Origin of the sequence: Streptomyces sp. NPDC058001, assembly GCF_042886315.1 — a bacterium.
In the GTDB taxonomy this organism is placed as follows: Bacteria; Actinomycetota; Actinomycetes; order Streptomycetales; family Streptomycetaceae; genus Streptomyces.
The window spans coordinates 1-16,353 of sequence record NZ_JBHVQT010000008.1 but is presented as its reverse complement, the minus strand read 5'-3'; the positions used below and the strand labels follow the sequence as shown (position 1 = coordinate 16,353).

The 16,353-nt window shown below is 72.0% G+C and carries 15 protein-coding genes; 4 read left to right on the top strand and 11 right to left on the bottom strand.

Annotated elements, in window-relative coordinates:
- Positions 1-77: 77 nt before the first annotated feature.
- Entirely contained in the window at positions 78-995 is a 918-nt protein-coding gene (locus ACFVT5_RS20460) for a DMT family transporter (RefSeq protein ID WP_389889512.1), read from the bottom strand.
- Positions 992-1,900 carry a phosphatase PAP2 family protein gene (locus ACFVT5_RS20455; RefSeq protein ID WP_389889510.1) on the bottom strand — a complete coding sequence of 303 codons (909 nt, stop codon included), beginning with the start codon at positions 1,898-1,900 and terminating at the stop codon, positions 992-994. Before ACFVT5_RS20455 ends, ACFVT5_RS20460 begins: the two co-directional genes overlap by 4 nt.
- Before the next feature lie 176 nt (positions 1,901-2,076).
- Here ACFVT5_RS20455 and ACFVT5_RS20450 point away from each other — a divergent pair, with 176 nt between their 5' ends.
- A complete protein-coding gene (locus tag ACFVT5_RS20450; protein WP_389889507.1) occupies positions 2,077-2,745 on the top strand; it encodes a TetR/AcrR family transcriptional regulator in 669 nt (222 codons plus the stop codon).
- Between the two features lie 139 nt (positions 2,746-2,884).
- Here the strand turns inward: ACFVT5_RS20450 and ACFVT5_RS20445 are convergent, their stop codons facing one another.
- The gene (locus ACFVT5_RS20445; RefSeq protein ID WP_389889504.1) at positions 2,885-3,835 is read right to left on the bottom strand and encodes a DUF2510 domain-containing protein; all 951 of its coding nucleotides are present in this window, start codon (positions 3,833-3,835) and stop codon (positions 2,885-2,887) included.
- Positions 3,836-4,040: 205 nt separating this feature from the next.
- On the opposite strand from ACFVT5_RS20445, the gene ACFVT5_RS20440 reads away from it, so the two are divergent.
- Positions 4,041-6,734, top strand: coding sequence for an ATP-binding protein (locus ACFVT5_RS20440; protein ID WP_389889501.1), 2,694 nt, complete (start codon positions 4,041-4,043; stop codon positions 6,732-6,734).
- Positions 6,735-6,930: 196 nt separating this feature from the next.
- Here ACFVT5_RS20440 and pcaD read toward each other — a convergent pair whose 3' ends face one another.
- From pcaD to ACFVT5_RS20410, 6 genes are read right to left on the bottom strand one after another with little or no spacing between them, the layout of a single operon-like run.
- Positions 6,931-8,055, bottom strand: coding sequence for a 3-oxoadipate enol-lactonase (gene pcaD, locus ACFVT5_RS20435; protein ID WP_389889498.1), 1,125 nt, complete (start codon positions 8,053-8,055; stop codon positions 6,931-6,933).
- Positions 8,052-9,431, bottom strand: a complete 1,380-nt coding sequence (gene pcaB, locus ACFVT5_RS20430; RefSeq protein WP_389889495.1) for a 3-carboxy-cis,cis-muconate cycloisomerase — start codon at positions 9,429-9,431, stop codon at positions 8,052-8,054. Before pcaB ends, pcaD begins: the two co-directional genes overlap by 4 nt.
- A complete protein-coding gene (gene pcaG, locus ACFVT5_RS20425; RefSeq protein WP_389889492.1) occupies positions 9,428-10,024 on the bottom strand; it encodes a protocatechuate 3,4-dioxygenase subunit alpha in 597 nt (198 codons plus the stop codon). The genes pcaB and pcaG overlap by 4 nt, the downstream gene beginning before the upstream one ends.
- 5 nt (positions 10,025-10,029) lie before the next feature.
- Entirely contained in the window at positions 10,030-10,812 is a 783-nt protein-coding gene (pcaH, locus tag ACFVT5_RS20420; protein WP_389889489.1) for a protocatechuate 3,4-dioxygenase subunit beta, read from the bottom strand.
- Complete coding sequence (locus ACFVT5_RS20415; protein WP_389889486.1) at positions 10,812-11,456, bottom strand: CoA transferase subunit B; 645 nt, start codon at positions 11,454-11,456, stop codon at positions 10,812-10,814. The genes pcaH and ACFVT5_RS20415 overlap by 1 nt, the downstream gene beginning before the upstream one ends.
- On the bottom strand, positions 11,456-12,211 hold the full coding sequence (locus ACFVT5_RS20410) for a CoA transferase subunit A (RefSeq protein WP_389889483.1): 756 nt from the start codon (positions 12,209-12,211) through the stop codon (positions 11,456-11,458). Before ACFVT5_RS20410 ends, ACFVT5_RS20415 begins: the two co-directional genes overlap by 1 nt.
- 200 nt (positions 12,212-12,411) lie before the next feature.
- Between ACFVT5_RS20410 and ACFVT5_RS20405 the strand changes: the two genes are divergently transcribed.
- A complete protein-coding gene (locus ACFVT5_RS20405; RefSeq protein WP_389889481.1) occupies positions 12,412-12,879 on the top strand; it encodes a MarR family winged helix-turn-helix transcriptional regulator in 468 nt (155 codons plus the stop codon).
- A 36-nt stretch (positions 12,880-12,915) separates the two neighbouring features.
- On the opposite strand, the gene ACFVT5_RS20400 is transcribed toward ACFVT5_RS20405, so the two are convergent.
- Together ACFVT5_RS20400 and ACFVT5_RS20395 are read right to left on the bottom strand one after the other, a co-directional pair.
- Positions 12,916-13,914 carry a DUF3048 domain-containing protein gene (locus tag ACFVT5_RS20400; RefSeq protein ID WP_389889478.1) on the bottom strand — a complete coding sequence of 333 codons (999 nt, stop codon included), beginning with the start codon at positions 13,912-13,914 and terminating at the stop codon, positions 12,916-12,918.
- Between the two features lie 83 nt (positions 13,915-13,997).
- Positions 13,998-15,068, bottom strand: a complete 1,071-nt coding sequence (locus tag ACFVT5_RS20395; protein WP_389889476.1) for an ATP-dependent DNA ligase — start codon at positions 15,066-15,068, stop codon at positions 13,998-14,000.
- A gap of 111 nt (positions 15,069-15,179) precedes the next feature.
- Between ACFVT5_RS20395 and ligD the strand changes: the two genes are divergently transcribed.
- Positions 15,180-16,211 carry a non-homologous end-joining DNA ligase gene (gene ligD / locus ACFVT5_RS20390; RefSeq protein ID WP_389889473.1) on the top strand — a complete coding sequence of 344 codons (1,032 nt, stop codon included), beginning with the start codon at positions 15,180-15,182 and terminating at the stop codon, positions 16,209-16,211.
- The last annotated feature ends 142 nt before the right edge of the window (positions 16,212-16,353 follow it).

Below are 16,353 nucleotides of genomic sequence, written 5' to 3'. Positions count from 1 at the left end.
GAGGACGCCTGCCACGCTAGGCGTGGTCGAAACCCGGCGCATCTCGGGCACCCGGGACCGAGCCGGACGCCGTCCGGCTAGGCCGACGGGCTGAGGTGCGGTGCCGACGAGTCCGAATCCGGCTGGGCCGGGATCAGGGGAGCCGTCGGCGGCCGGTCGCCCGGAAGGCTCTCGCGGGGTCTGCGGGCCAGGATCACCACACCCCGGGCCGCCGCCGCCGCACCCACCGCGGCGAGGGCCAGTCCCGCGATCCCGCCCTGGAGACGTTCGCCGAGCAGGGTCAGTCCGACGACCGCCGCCGCGACCGGGTTGGCCAGGGTGACCAGGGCGAGCGGGGCGCCGAGCCCGTCCCGGTAGGCGGTCTGGGACAGGAAAAGGCCGCCCACGGCGAAGGCCGCCACCAGCACCGCCACCACGATCACCCGCGCGCTCAGCAGCGGCCCGGCCCGGTCCGTCGCGGCCACCGTCACGGTCTGCGTCAGCGCGGACGCGACGCCCGAAGCGAAACCGGACGCGGTCGCGTGCCGCAGCCCCGGGCGGGCGCCGCGCCGCGAGAGAAGGCCGATCAGGGTGGCCGTCACGCCGGCCACGCCGACCGCCTCGGGCAGCGACAGGGTGTCGTCGGGCGCCGGTCCCGACGCGGTGACCAGCAGGGCGGCCAGACCGAGCAGCGTCAACGCGGTGCCGCGCCACTCGACGCCGGTCACCCGCCGCCCGGCGACCCGCGCGCCCAGTGGCACCGCCGCCACCAGCGTCAGCGCGCCGAGCGGCTGCACCAATGTGAGCGGACCGAAGGCGAGCGCCGTGACATGCAGCAGCGCCGCGCCCGCGTTCAGCAGGACCGACCACCACCAGGCGCCGGTGCCGAGGAGGCGCAGCAGCCCGGTGCCGGTGTCGGCGGTCCGGGCGGCGAGGCGTTCCTGGGCGACGGCCGCGGCGGCGTACGCGACGGCGGACAGCAGGGAGAGCGCGACGGCGACGACGGCGGCGTTCACCGCCCGGCTCCGGAGCCGACGACCCCGGCGGACACCGCGTCCGGCACCGCGTCCGGCACCGCGTCCGGCACCGCGTCCGGCACCGTGTTTGACGCCGTGTCCGACGTCACCAGGCGGACCCGGCGGGGCGACGCCGTACCGAAGTGCCGTACCGCAGCCAGCGCGCCCGCGAGCAGTACGGCCGCGACCACCGCGTCCAGCCAGTAGTGGTTCGCCGTGGCGACGACCACGAGCAGCGTGAGCAGCGGGTGCAGCAGCCACAGCCACCGCCACCGGGAACGGACCGCGGCGATCAGGCCGATCGCGACCATCAGCGCCCACCCGACGTGCAGCGACGGCATCGCGGCGAACTGGTTCGCCATCGTGTCCGCGTGCGGCGCCGCGCCGTACACCGTCGGCCCGTAGACCTGCCCGGTGTCCACCATGCCCGTCAGCTTGAGCAGGCGCGGCGGGGCCAGCGGGTAGGCGAGGTGCAGGACGAGCGCGGCGGCCGTGAGGACGGCCAGGACGCGCCGCGCCCAGACGTAGTGGCTCGGGCGGCGCAGATACAGCCAGACCAGGAACAGCGCTGTCGCCGGGAAGTGGACGGCCGCGTAATAGGTGTTGGCGAGGTGGACGAGCGTGTCGCTGTGCAGTAGCGCGCCCTGTACACCGCCCTCGCCGGGCAGCCGCAGGGCCCGCTCGGCGTCCCATACATGGTGTGCGTTGCGGAACGCGGCTTCGGTGTGGCCGGTCGCCAGTTGCCGGCCCGCCTTGTAGACGGCGAAGAGCCCGACGACGAGCAGGAGTTCACGCAGGAGCGGCGGACGGTTGAGGGCGGGACGGGCCGCGCGGGTGCGGACCGGGGCCGGTGGATCATCCGGTATGTCCGGCTCCGGCGCGGAAGGCTCGGTTCGGGAATCCATCCCCCGGCCCCTTTGCTGACGTGAGAGTGGCGGTGCGGTGAGCAGACGTCGGCCGTTTCACCCTGGAGGGGTGGCCCGACCGACGCCTATCGATACGCCAGTGTACCGATACGGTGGCGTACCGGTACACTGGCGTATCGATAGGGCCGGGGGCCGCCGGAGCGAGGAGAAGAGCCATGACGTCGCGGGCAGCAGAGGCACCGGTCCCGTCGCGCCGCTCCAAGATCACGCCGGAGCGGGAGCGGGAGTTCTACGAGGCCGCGCTCGACCAGCTCCGCGAGTGCGGGTACGAGTCCCTGACCATGGAGGGCGTCGCCGCCCGCTCACGGTGCAGCAAGTCCACGCTCTACCGGCAGTGGAAGACCAAGCCGCAGTTCGTCGCCGCGGCGCTTCGCTCGAACCGGTGCGCGCGTTTCGTCGACATCGACACCGGCAGCCTCGCCGGTGACCTTCGGGCCGCCGCGCTCGCGGCCGGTGACCGGTCGGGCGACGACACCCAACTCCTGCACGCGGTCGGGCATGCCGTCCTGCACGACCCGGAGCTGAAGCGGGCCCTGCGCGAGGCCCTGGTCGACCCGGAGGTCACGGCGATCGACGCGATGCTGTGCCGGGCCGTCGAACGCGGTGAGATCGCCGCCGACCACCCGGCCGCCGCCTTCGTCACCGCCCAGCTGTTCGGCGTCCTGCGGGCCCGGCCGGTCCTTGAGGGCCGTTACGCGGACGGGGAATACATGGCCCGCTTCGTCGAGGCGTCGGTACTGCCCGCACTCGGACTCACCGCACCCCCCAAGGGCACCTGCCCCTCGGGGGCACCTGAACGACAGGCCGCCGTCGAAACGGGATGACCGGACGGCGGCCTGCCCGCGCCGCACCGTGGGGACGGGGGCGGCGCGCCACCCGGACCGGGCGGACCCTCTTCACAGAAGGGGAGCCCGCCCGGTCCGCCGTGTCACCGTCCAGAAGCCGGCACTCCTGCTTCGGGCTTCAGGCTTCCTGACCGTTGCCCGCGCCCGCCGGTGCCTTCTTGATGCCCTCCCTGATCTCGTCCATCACGGACAGCTTCGGCGCCTTGTCGCTGACGTCGAAGCCGGAACGGACCAGCACGATCCGCTCCTTGTTCGTGGGGGACGGGAAGGCCAGCGACTCCACATACCCGTCGTCGCCCGTGCTCGTGACGACCTTCCAGCGGACCAGATAGCCCTTGGCGCCCGCGACCGTCACGGCCTTCGACTCCAACTCGTCGTGCGAGCTGATCTTTCCGTACGCCTCACCGCCGTAGGACTCCTCGGCGTTCTTCTCGATGTCCGCCTTGGCCACCGCCTCCGACGTCGTCTGCGTCAGCTTGAGCGCCGCCGCCGGAGCCGAGAACACCCCGCCGCGCACACACTGCGTGGACGTGTCACCCGGGCACTTGTACTGGCCCGTGGACACCTCGGCGCCGACATAGCCCGACTGTCCGGTCCAGCCGTCCGGCACCGGCAGACTGATGCCGCTCGCCGCGTCGGTCGCGAAACCGTCCTCGCTCGGCGGCACCGACGGCATACCGGACGGGGGCGGTGTGCCCGGTGTGCCCGGCTCCCGGGGTGTGTCGCCCCGGCCGCCGGGAGACGACGCGTCGGGCGAAGGCTCCACCGCCGCACGGTCCTTGCCGTCGCTTCCGTCGTCGCCCGCCGTCAGGGCGTACACCCCGCCGCCTATGCCGGCCAGGACGACCAGCGCCACGACCGCGCCTATCGCCGCGCGTGCCTTCTTCTTACGCCGCTGGTCCGGGGCCGGGGCGCCGGGCGGATACGCCGGCGGACCCCACACGGCGTTGGACCCGGCGGCTCGGGTCTGTTCCGTCCACACACTGCCGTCCCACCAGCGCTCGGTGGGCGGTCCTTCACTTGTCTGGCCGGGGTCGGGATACCAGCCGGGAGGAGTCACCTGGGTCATGCCGTAACAGTAGGAGACGTGCCTGAAATCCCCATGAGAGCCCCATGAAAGGGACGGCCGACCTATGCCTTAGCGTCTTGCGCGCGTCACCGCAAGTCACTTCACCCAACTCGGGAAGACCTCGCCCGACCCCACCCGCATCGGGCATCCGGCCAGCTAATCTCAAGGTCCGTACGTCGATTGAGCGACCTCGGGAGGTTGCGGGATGACGCAGGGACGGCCGACGCGGGGCGTCGTGGCTTCGCTGTGGGAGCGTGATGCAGAGATCGCCGCCGCCACGGAAGCCGTGGATCTGCTCTGCGCGGACCCCGGTTCACCGGGCAGCCTGCTGGTCTTCTCCGGCGAGGCGGGCATCGGCAAGACCGCGCTGCTCGCCCAGGTCCGCCGTATGTCCGAAGGCCGTTGCACGGTGTGGTCGGCACGCGGCGGCGCGACCGTCACCTCCGTACCGTTCAACGTCGTACGGCAGTTGCTGCAACCCGCGCTGCTGACGCTCTCGCCCGGCGAGGCCCGCGACTACCTCGGCGGCTGGTACGACATCGCGGGACCCGCGCTCGGCATAGCCGAGCCGGGCGAGGGGCAGGCCGACCCGCAGGGCGTCTGCGAAGGTCTGGTCGTCGCCGTCCGACGGCTCGCCGAGATCCAGTGGCCGCTCGTGCTGCTCATCGACGACGCCCACTGGGCCGACCAGGAGTCCCTGCGCTGGCTCGCCGCCTTCGCCGAACGCCTCGACGACCTCTCGGTGTTCGTCGTGGTCGCGCACCGGCAGGGCGAGGCCGCGCCGGAGAGCGCCCACTTCCTCCAGCGGATCGGCGCCGCGGCCCGGCCCAGTTCCACGCTGCGCGCCTTCACTCCGGACGCGGCGGCCGGACTCACCCGCGCCACGCTCGGCGAGCAGGCCGACGCGCCGTTCTGCCGTGAGGTGTGGGCGGTCACCGGCGGCAATCCGTACGAGACCGTGGAACTCCTCGCCAAGGTCCAGGACAGCGGGCTCCAACCGGTCGAGACGTCCGCCGCCGAACTGCGCGCCCTCAACAAGTCGGCACGCGGCCTCGGGTTGGTCGCCCGGCTCGAAGGGCTCGGCATCAAGGCGACCCGGCTCGCCTGGGCCGCCGCCATCCTCGGCACCCGGATCTCGCTCGCCCTGGCCGCCAGACTCGCCGGCCTGTCGAAGGAGGAGGCCGAGCACTACGCGCAGGTGCTGCGGACCGCCCGTATCCTCACCGCGGCCGGCGACACCGCGCAGGCCACCGGCGACGGCCTCACCGGCGACGGCGAACTGGAGTTCGTGCACCCGCTGATCGCCGACGCTGTGTACGAGTCGATCCCGATCGCCACCCGTACCGCGTTCCACGGTGTGGCCGCCGCGGAGGTCACCCGGACCGGGCTGGGAGCCGCCGCGGCATCCCGGCATCTCCTCGAAGTCCACCCGGACGACGATCCCGAACTCGTCGAGCAGATGCGGGTGGCCGCCCGCGAACACCTCGCCGTCGGCGCCCCTGACGCGGCCCGGCGCTGTCTCGAACGGGCCCTGGAGGAGCCGCCGTTGCCGGAGGTCCAGGCGCGGGTGCTGTACGAACTCGGCTGCGCCACGCTGCTGACCTCGCCCGCCACCACCATCGGACATCTCCGCGACGCCCTCGCGACCCCGGGACTCGAAGGCGACACCCGCGTGGACGCCGTCTGCCGACTCTCCCAGGCACTCGTCCACAACGGCGAGTTGGAGGAGGCCGTCCGCGCGGTCGACGCCGAGGCCGAGCGGCTGCCGGTGGGACCCGCGCGGCTGCGGCTCACGGCCATGCACTACATGTGGGAAGGCATCCACGCCGGTGAGGAGGACTCGCCCGGCCGGTCCCGCAGCCTCGCCACGCTCGCCGGACCGCTCACCGGACGCGACAACTCCGAGCGCGCCCTGCTGATACTGCGCGCGTACGACGCCATGAACCGGGGCGAGAATGCCGAGGAGGTCGTCGAACTCTGCGACCGTTCCCTCGTCAACGGCAGTCTCGCGCCCGGACTCGGTTGGACCGACACCGAGTGGGGCTTCGAACTCCTCGTGATGCTCGGCGCCTCGTACACCTTCGCGGACCGACTCGACCGTGCGCAGAGCCTGTTCACGGGGGCGCTGCGGGCGTACCAGGCGGCGGGCTGGAGCGGTGGTCATCTCGCGCTCGCCCAGGCGTTCGTCGGATTCGTGCACCGCAGACGCGGGCGGCTCAGCGAGGCGGAGGGCTATCTGCGGGAAGCGCTGCGGCTCGCCGACCGGGTCGGGCGCGGACTGCCGATGCACTGGGACGCGGCGTGCATGCTCATCGACACCCTGCTCGCCCGTGGCCATGTCGACCAGGCCCTGGAGGTCGCCGACCGGTACTCCTTCGCGCCGCCGTACCCGTCGACGGTCGTCATGCCCGACGTCCACTCGGTACGCGGCCGGTTGCTGATCGAGGCCGGGCGGGTCAAGGAGGGCGTGAACGAGTTGGAGGCGGCCGAGAAGGCGGCGGCGGCCCGTGGCCGGCACAACACGATCATGGCGCCGTGGGCCGGGGATCTGGCCCGCGCCCTCGCCAAGGACGATCCCGGCCGGGCGGCCTCGCTCGCCGCGGACGCCCGTGCCCAGGCGGAAAGGTTCGGCACCGACACGGCCATAGGGGAGGCATTGCGGTGCGCCGCCGCCCTGGAGACCGGTCAGCGCTCGGTCACGCTGTACGCCCAGGCCGCGGCCTATCTGGAGGCGTCACCCTGCGCCTACGAACACGCCGTGGCCCGCGTCGACTACGGCATCGCGGCCAGGTCCGTCCCGGAACTCACCCGGGGTCTGACGCTGGCGCGGTCCTGCGGAGCGGACGGCGTCGTGGCACGCGCGGAAGAGGTCCTGGCGACGGGCCGGGGCCTCCGCTGATCCCTGCCGATCCCTGCCGGGACGAAACCGGGACTTGACCCGGGCCCCCGCCCGCCCGGGGATCGTCCCTGCCGGGAAGGGGCTGCGGCTGTCGCGGATTCCGCCGGACACTCGCCGTGGTGGGCTGTTCGCCGTGGCGGCGGGAAAGTGTTCTTGGCGCGACACAGAGTGCGGGACACAGTGCGGCCTGGGTCGGTCAGGTGCCGGGCTCGTCGTTCAGTGTCCTGCGGGCCACCGCGAAGGCCGCGTTGGCCGCCGGTACGCCGCAGTACACCGCTGTCTGCATGAGGACGGCGGCGATCTCGTCGGGGGTCAGTCCGTTGCGACGGGCCGCGCGGAGGTGCATCGCCAGTTCGTCCAGATGGCCGTGGGCGACCAGAGCCGTCAGCGTGATCATGCTGCGCTCCCGGCGCGACAGCGTCGGATCGGTCCAGATCTCCCCCCACGCGTACCGTGAGATGAAGTCCTGGAAGCCGACCGTGAACGCGTCCGTACTCGCCTGCGCCCGGTCCACATGCGCGTCACCGAGCACCGCGCGCCGTACCGCGATCCCTTGCCCCGGCTCCCCGTCGAAGTGCCCCCGCAGCGCGGCGAGTACGGCCCCCGGGCGCTCGGCCGGTGCCAGATGCGAGGCGCCCGCCAACTCGGTGAGCGTCGCACCGGGCACCGCGTCGGCGATCTCCCGCAGATGGGCAGGCGGAGTCGCCGGATCCTCGCGCCCCGCGACCAGCAGCGTCGGCGCGACGATCGTCGGCAGCGCGTCGCGGATGTCGAAGGCGGCCAGCGCGTCGCAACACGCCGCGTACGCCTCCGGATCGGCCCGCCGGTTGTCCTCGACCAGTGCGGGCACCGTGAACCCCGGAGTGAACCACCGCGCGGACGCCGTCTCCGCGACCGGACCCGTACCCTCACGCCGTACCAGCGCCGCCCGCTCCCGCCACGGCTCTGGGGCACCGAAGTGCGCCGACGAGCACAACACCGCGAGCCGCTCGACCCGTTCGGGGTGACGCACCGCCAGATGCAGCCCCACCGCGCCGCCGAGGGAGACCCCCGCGTACGAGAACCGGTCGATGCCCAGCGCGTCCGCGAGAGTCAGTACCAGTTCCGCCAGATCGGCGACCGTGGCACCGGGTCCGATCAGTTCGGCGGGAGAGCCGCCATGGCCGGGCAGGTCCCAGCGGATCACCCGGTGCCTGGTGGAGAGTTCGGGGGCCACCGCGTCCCACAGGGCGAGCGAGGTGCCCAGGGACGGGCCGAGGATCAGCGGGGGAGCGGTCGCCGGGCCTTCCGCGCGGTGGTGGAGCAGGGTCGTGTCGGTCATGAGCGCTCCAAGGCGCGATCGGTAAGGGCTCCGGCGGAACCCGTATAGGCGGTCGGGTCGGTCAACTCGGCGAGATCCAGGCCGAGTTCCGCGAGGTCGGGCTCGTCGGCCAGTACGTCCGCGAGCGCGCGGCCCTCAGCTGTGGCGCGGCGGGCCGCGTCCGTGAGGAGCGCCTTCGCCCGTGACCGGCCGATGCGGGGCGCGAGTTCGGCGGACAGCCGCTCGGAGACGATCAGCCCATGGGTGAGGTCGAGGTGCGCCCGCATCGTGCTCGCGTGCACCTGAAGGCCGCCGGTGAGTGCCACGGAGTGGTGCGCCGCCCCGCCGACCAGCCGGAGCAGGTCCCGCAACGGTTCCCACTCGGCGTGCCAGGCACCGGCGGGCCGTTCGTCCTCGGCGGCGACGGAACCGTACAGCGTGGCGGCGAGTCCGGGGGCGCGGCGGGCCGACGCGGCGATCAGGGTGGCGTGGACCGGGTTCGCCTTGTGGGGCATGGCCGACGATCCGCCGCCGGTGCCTTCGGTGATTTCCGCGATTTCCGTGCGGGTCAGGGTGAGTATGTCCACCGCGAGTTTGCCGAGGGCGCCTGCGGTGAACGTCAGGGCGCCGGTGAGGTCGGCTACGGGGGTGCGGAGTGTGTGCCACGGCAACTTCGGTTCTTTCAGGGTGAGTTCGTGGGCGTAGACCGCGGGGAGCCGGTCCCATGGGGTTGTGCCCACCTGTCCCGCCCTGCGGGACGCCTGCCCACAACCGGCGTACACCTGGAAGGCCGCCAGCGTTCCCGCCGCTCCGCCCAATTGCGCCGGCAACCCATCCCTCACCCCCCGCAATCGGTCCCTCGCGTCCAGGGTCAGCCAGCGCCAGCCCGCTGCCTTCAGGCCGAAGGTGGTCGGGACGGCGTGTTGGGTGAGGGTGCGGCCCGGCATCACGGTGTTCCGGTGTGTCGTCGCCAGGCGGGCGAGCGCGGTCTCCGTGTGGGACAGGTCCGCGAGGACCAGGTCCAGGGTCCGGGACGCGACGAGCATCATCGCGGTGTCGAGGATGTCCTGACTCGTCGCCCCCCGGTGGACGTAGGGCCCGTACTCCTCGGGCACCGCCGCCGTCAGATCCGCGACCAGCGGGATCACCGGGTTGCCGCCGGCGCGGGCCCGCAGCGCGAGGTCCCGTACGTCGAAGCGGGCCGTGTCGTCGGCCGCCGCCGTCAGCGCGAGGGCGGCCTCCGCGGGTGCGAGTCCGACCGTGGCCTGGGCCCGGGTGAGCGCGGCCTCGGCGTCGAGCAGTGCCCGCAGGAAGGCGCCGTCACCGGTCGCGGCCTCGGCGGCCGAACCGGCCCGTCCGGGAGCCAGCAGCCCCACGTCGGATTCCACGAATGTCACGGAAACTCCAGGAAGACCGTTTCGCCCTCGCCCTGAAGGCGGATGTCGAAACGGTACGTCCGGTGCGGTCCCGGCCGTGCGACCAGCGTGGCCCGCCGTTCGTCCGGCAGTGCGTCCAGGAGCGGATCGGGGCCGTCCGCCAGGTACACGCGGGTGAAGAGGTGGTGCAGCAGCCCCCGCGCGAACACGCACACGGCGAGATACGGCAGCCCCACCTCGTCCCCGGTCGGTCCCGGCTCCAGGGTGAACAGCGCGAAGTGGCCGTCCGCGTCCGTGGCCACCCGCCCGAATCCCGTGAAGTCGGTGCCGTTGCGGCCGAGGTAGCCGCCGGTCACGGTGTCCCGGCGCAGCGATCCGGGGGCGCCCTTCAGGGAGCCGTCCGGGTCCGCCTGCCAGAACTCAAGCAGCGCGTCCGGCACCGGATCACCGGCGCCGTCGAGGACGTACCCGTGCACGGTGATCGTGTCGGGGTGTCCCTTGGGCGCGATCTGCTCGCCCTCCGGGAAGGGCAGCGCATAGCCGTAGAAGGGGCCGACGGTCTGTGCTGGGGTGGGGAGTAGACGCTCGCCGGGCCCGGTCAGTCGCTCGGTCATGGCAGTCAGCGGCCTTCCTCGATCCAGGTGGCGGACGGTCCGTCGAGGACGATGTCCCACTCGTAGCCGAGCGAGAACTCCGAGCGCGACAGGTCGTGGCGGTAGGCGGCGACCAGCCGGTCACGGGCCGCCGTGTCGGTCACGGACCGCAGGATCGGGTCGTAGGGGAAGAGGGGGTCGTTCGGGAAGTACATCTGCGTGATGAGCCGCTGCGTGAACGCCGATCCGAACACCGAGAAGTGGATGTGCGCGGGCCGCCAGGCGTTGTCGTGGTTGCGCCACGGATAGGCGCCCGGCTTGACCGTGGTGAAGGAGTAGCGGCCGGCGTCGTCGGTGAGGGTGCGGCCGACGCCGGTGAAGTTCGGATCGAGCGGCGCCGGGTGCTGGTCGCGCAGATGCGCGTATCGCCCTGAGGCGTTGGCCTGCCAGATCTCGACGAGCTGTGCGCGCACCGGGCGTCCGTCGCGGTCCATGAGCCGTCCGGTGACGGTGATGCGCTCGCCGAGCGGTTCGCCCTGGTGCTGCGCGGTGAGGTCGCTGTCGGTCCCGGTGATGTCGGTCGCGCCGAACACGGGCCCCGACAGCTCCACGGTCTCCGGGTCCCCGCCGCCCACGACGACCAGCGGCTGCCGGGGATGCCGCAACAGGGAGCTGCGGTACGGGGCGTAGTCGCGCGGTGGATGGTGCCGCGCGGGGGCGCCCGCCGCGCGGGCCTTGTCGTACGCGTCCTGGGCGTCGGCGATCCCGACGTCCATGTCCTGCTGGGTGGGTGTCACCGGCGCGCTCATCACGCGATCCCTTCCGCGAAACGGACCTTGGCCCCGGTCCGCTCCCGCACCTCGTCGGCGCTCACGTCGGGCGCCGTCTCGATCAGCAACAGCCCGTCCTCGGTGACGTCGAGGACACCGAGGTCGGTGATCACCCGGTCCACACAGGCCCGCCCGGTCAGCGGCAGATCGCACTCCTCGACAAGTTTCGGGCTGCCGTCCTTGGCGGTGTGCGTCATCACGGCCAGGACCGTCCGGGCGCCGTGGACGAGGTCCATCGCACCGCCGATCCCGGTGATCAGCTTGCCGGGTACGGCCCAGTTGGCGAGGTCGCCGCGCGCCGACACCTGCATGGCGCCGAGCACCGCCACATCGATATGGCCGCCCCGGATCATCGAGAACGACAGCGCCGAGTCGAAGAACGACGCCCCGGGCAGGACCGTGACGGTCTCCTTGCCCGCGTTGATCAGATCCGGGTCCACCTCGTCCTCGCCCGGGTACGGGCCGGTGCCGAGGATGCCGTTCTCGGACTCCAGGACCACTTCGACGCCCGGCGGCAGATGGTTCGGGATCAGCGTCGGCAGCCCGATCCCCAGGTTCACGTACTGCCCGTCGCGCAACTCGCGTGCCGCACGCGCCGCCATCTCCTCACGCGTCCACGCCATCACGCGCTCACCGTCCTGTTCTCGATCCCCTTGTCCGCCGCCTGCTCCGGCGTCAGCGCGACCACGCGCCGCACGAACACGCCCGGCAGATGCACCTGGTCCGGATCGATCGCGCCCGGCTCCACCAGCTCCTCGACCTCCGCGATCGTCACGCGACCGGCCATCGCGGCGAGCGGGTTGAAGTTGCGGGACGACTTCGCGAACACCAGGTTCCCGTGCCGGTCGCCACGGGCCGCGCGTACCAGGGCGAAGTCGGTGCGGATGCCCCGCTCCATCACGTACTCGACGCCGTCGAAGACCCGGACCTCCTTCGGTGGGGACGCCACGGACACCCCGCCCCGGCCGTCGTAGCGCCAGGGGAGTCCACCGTCGGCGACCTGGGTGCCGACGCCCGCCGGGGTGAAGAACGCCGGAATGCCCGCGCCGCCCGCCCGCAGCCGCTCCGCGAGCGTGCCCTGCGGGATCATCTCGACCTCCAGCTCACCGGCGAGGTACTGCCGCGCGAACTCTTTGTTGGCGCCGATGTAGGACCCGGTCACCCGGGCGATCCGGCCGGCCGCGAGCAGCACCGCGAGCCCGGAGCCCATCGCCCCGCAGTTGTTCGACACCACCTTCAGGCCGCCGATGCCCCGCTCGAAGAGGGCGCGGATCAGGACGTTCGGTACGCCCGAGAGTCCGAAGCCGCCGACCGCGAGCGACGCGCCCGCGCCCACGTCCGCCACCGCTTCGGCGGCCGAACCCACCACCTTGTCCATGTGCGACGCCCCATCCCGTCTCCGTGCCCGACATCAGATAGTCAGCGCACTGACTATTTTCTGAAGTGCTGGTCACGTTGCCATCTACGTGTGCAGCCGTCAATACTCGCTACCCTCGCTCGGTATTGTTCAGTGTGCCGACGAAATCAGCGGATCGGCAGCGTCGGGATCACCGGCGTCACGGGGAGCGGAGGACCTTTATGGGCGCGGTGGATCTGGGCACCCACCCCGGGCATCTGGCCCGGCGTCTCCAGCAGGCGCACCATCTGCTGTGGAACACGATGGTCTCGGAGGAGATCACGTCCCCGCAGTTCGCCGTCCTCAACACCCTCGTTGTTGAGCCGGGTCTCGATCAGCGGACGGTGGGGGAGCGGGTCGGCCTCGACCGCTCGACGATCGCCGAGGTGATCAGCAGGCTCGAAAGGCGCGGGCTCCTCGACAAGGTGCGGGACCCGCAGGACGGCCGCCGTTTCCTGCTGCGGCTGACCGACGAGGGCATCCGTACACATCGCAAGCTGACGGTGCGGACGGCCAGGATGAACCAGGTGTTCCTGGCACCGCTCACAGAGGATGAGCGGGCCCAGTTCTTGACGCTGATCCGCAAGGTCGCGGACGCCGCCGAGGACCTGCGCAACCCGGCCGAACCGCTCGCCGCGAAGGGCGCCTGAGCGAAGGTTCAGGGAAGGTCGCGGGAGGCCCGGGGGTCACGCCTTGGCCAGCACCACCCACACCTGCCCCGGGGCGAAGTTCACCGGAGTGCCGTCCGCAGTCGTGAACTCGGTGCCCTCGTCCGCGCTCGGACGGCTCCACCGGACCTCGTAGGACCGGCCGTCGCGCAGCACCTCGGCGGTGCCCGAGCCGACCGTCTCGCTGTACGGGGAGTTGTTGCCGAGGAAGTCATGGAACGCGGACTTCCGTACCGTCACGTGCTGCACGACCACCGTCGCGGGCGCCAGGTCCTTGCCGTCGGTGGTGCGGGCCCGGGTGCCGTCCATCGAGACCAGCCAGCGCCCGCGATCGGCGGACCAGGTGAACGTGAAGCGCGCGGCAGGGAACTTCACGGTCCGCTGCTTCACCGCCTTGCCGCCCGTGGGCGCGGGACCCGTGCGGAACCCGGTCTGCGCGAGGGCCGCCGCGCCCGCCGCCTTGTCCATCACCTTGTCCGGGCGGAGATAGAGATTGTGCGGGGCGGGCTTGCCCATACCCCGGTAGTAGGCCGACACCGCCTTCTCCGGCGGGACGGGCCGCAGCGGCGCCTTGTCGATCAGCGGCAACAGCTTCGACTGCGCGCCGGAGAAGGCCAGTGTCGGATCGTGGAACTGGCCGAGCAGTTCGAGATCGGTCTCCCGCGCGCTGCGCACCGGCCCCACGGCCTGGGGCAGCCGGGTCGCGAACACCGCCATCAGCCGGCTCAGACCGGCCTCCACCTGCTCCGCGTACACGATGTCCGCCGCGTCGATGCCGGTCTGCGGGCGGGCCGGACCCACATTGTCGATCTTCACGGCGAGTACCGGCGGTGCGGTCGGCGTGGGGCTGGCGTCGGGGCTCGGTGACACGGATGTGCGGGACGGGGAGGCGTCGGCCCTGGGTGGCGGGGTCTCGCTGTGCACGGTGCACGCCGACACCAGGGCGGCCACCGTGACCGCGACGGCGGCGCCGTACCGTATGCGGACGCCGTACCGTATGTGCGCGGACGGTCTCATACGACCTGCACCCCCGTGTCCCCGAAGTCCCCGTAATTCGCTTGTGTGTTCAAGCGTACGTCGGGATCCGGCAAGGGAGCCGGTCAGTGCCCGGTGCCCAGGATCTCCGCCAGGTCATAGCGCACCGGCTCCTCCAACTGCCCGAACGTGCAGCTCTCCGGTGCCCGGTCCGGGCGCCAGCGGCGGAAGCGCGCCGTGTGCCGGAACCGTGCCCCGTTCTCCATGTGGTCGTACGCCACCTCGGCCACCCGCTCCGGACGCAGCGGCACCCACGACAGGTCCTTCTTGCCCGACCAGCGGCTCGGCGCGCCCGGCAGCCGCGCCGACTCGTGCGCCGTCTCGTCCGTCCACGCGGCCCATGGATGCCCGGCCGCCGACTCCATCCGCAGCGGCTCCAACTCCTCGATCAGCTCCGCCCGTCGCGTCATCGAGAAGGCGGCGCAGACCCCGACGTGCTGGAGCGCGCCCCGGTCGTCGTGCAGCCCGAGGAGCAGCGAGCCGACAATCGGGCCCGTCTTGTGGAAGCGGTAGCCGGCGACCACGCAGTCCGCCGTCCGTTCGTGCTTGACCTTGAACATCAGGCGCTCGTTCTGCCGGTAGCGCAGTTCGAGCGGTTTCGCGACGACCCCGTCCAGGCCCGCGCCCTCGTACTGCTCGAACCAGCTCCGCGCCACATCGCGGTCCGTCGTCGCGGGCGCCAGATGCACCGGCGGCGTCACTCCGCGCAGCGCCTCGGCCAGACGGGTGCGCCGGTCCGTCAGCGGGGCGTCCAGCAGGCTCTCGTCGCCCAGGGCCAGCAGGTCGAAGGCGACGAAGGAGGCCGGGGTGCGCTCCGCGAGTGTCCGGACCCGGGACGCGGCCGGATGGATCCGCTCGGTGAGCGCGTCGAAGTCGAGCCGCCCCTCACGGGCGATCACGATCTCGCCGTCCACCACACACCGCTGCGGCAGCCGCTCGCCGAGCGCCGTGACCAACTCGGGGAAGTAGCGGGTCAGCGGCTTGCCCGTACGGCTGCCCAGCTCGATCTCGGGGCCGTCCCGGAAGACGATCGCCCGGAACCCGTCCCACTTCGCCTCGTACTGCATGCCCGGCGGGATGCTCGCCACGGACTTGGCGAGCATCGGCTTCACGGGCGGCATCACCGGCAGTTTCATAGCCCGATTCTGCCGGGTACCACGAGGATCGGCCCGCTGTGCGACGGCCTGATATGCCGTATATCGCCGTCCGATATGCGGTGTATGGGGGCCTCGCCTACTGTGACCGTCATGGGTGCGAGCAGCCACGGTGCGGCGATCGAGCTGGAAGTGGGCGGGCGGACCGTGCGTCTGTCCAGCCCGGAGAAGGTCTACTTCCCGGAGCGTGGGTTCACCAAGCTGGACCTCGCCCGCTACTACATCGCGGTCGGCGAGGGCATCCTGCGCGCCCTGCGCGACCGGCCCACCACACTGGAGCGCTACCCCGAGGGTCTCGGCGGCGAGTCCTTCTTCCAGAAGCGCGCCCCCAAGAACATGCCGAAGTGGATCCCCACGGCCCACATCACCTTCCCCAGTGGCCGCTTCGCCGACGAGATGTGCCCCACCGAGGTCGCCGCCGTGCTCTGGGCCGCCCAGTTCGGCACCTTCACCTTCCATCCCTGGCCCGTGCGGCGCGACGACACCGACCGCCCCGACGAACTCCGGCTCGACCTCGATCCGCAGCCCGGCACCGACTTCAAGGACGCGGTACGCGCCGCCCATGAACTCCGGGCGATCCTGGAGGAGCACGGACTGCGCGGCTGGCCCAAGACCTCCGGCGGACGCGGCCTGCATGTCTTCGTACCGATCGAGCCGCGCTGGACCTTCACCCAGGTCCGCCGCGCCGCCATCGCCTGCGGACGCGAGCTGGAACGCCGGATGCCGGGCCGCGTCACCATCGCCTGGTGGAAGGAGGAGCGCGGCGAGCGCATCTTCGTCGACTACAACCAGACCGCACGCGACCGCACCATCGCCTCCGCCTACTCCGTACGCCCCCGCCCGCACGCCCCCGTCTCCGCGCCGCTGCTCTGGGACGAGGTGGACGACGCGGTGCCCGAGGACTTCGACATCGCGACCATGCCGGTCCGCTACCGCGACGTCGGCGATGTGCACGCCGACATGGACGCGCACCGGTTCTCGCTCGACTCGCTCCTCGAACTCGCCCGCCGCGACGAACACGACCACGGGCTCGGCGATCTGCCCTATCCGCCCGAGTACCCGAAGATGCCGGGCGAACCGAAGCGGGTCCAGCCCAGCCGCGCCCGGAACGACGACGACACCTGAGCCACCGGGCCCGCGCCCCGGACACGGGTCTGGGCCCCTCCCGCCGGCTTGGGTTCTAATGGTCCTCGCAACACCCGCGATCTGTGGGAGTTGCGAGGACCGTGGCCGTTGGACACGATGATCTTTCGGGGTTGAGGGAGCG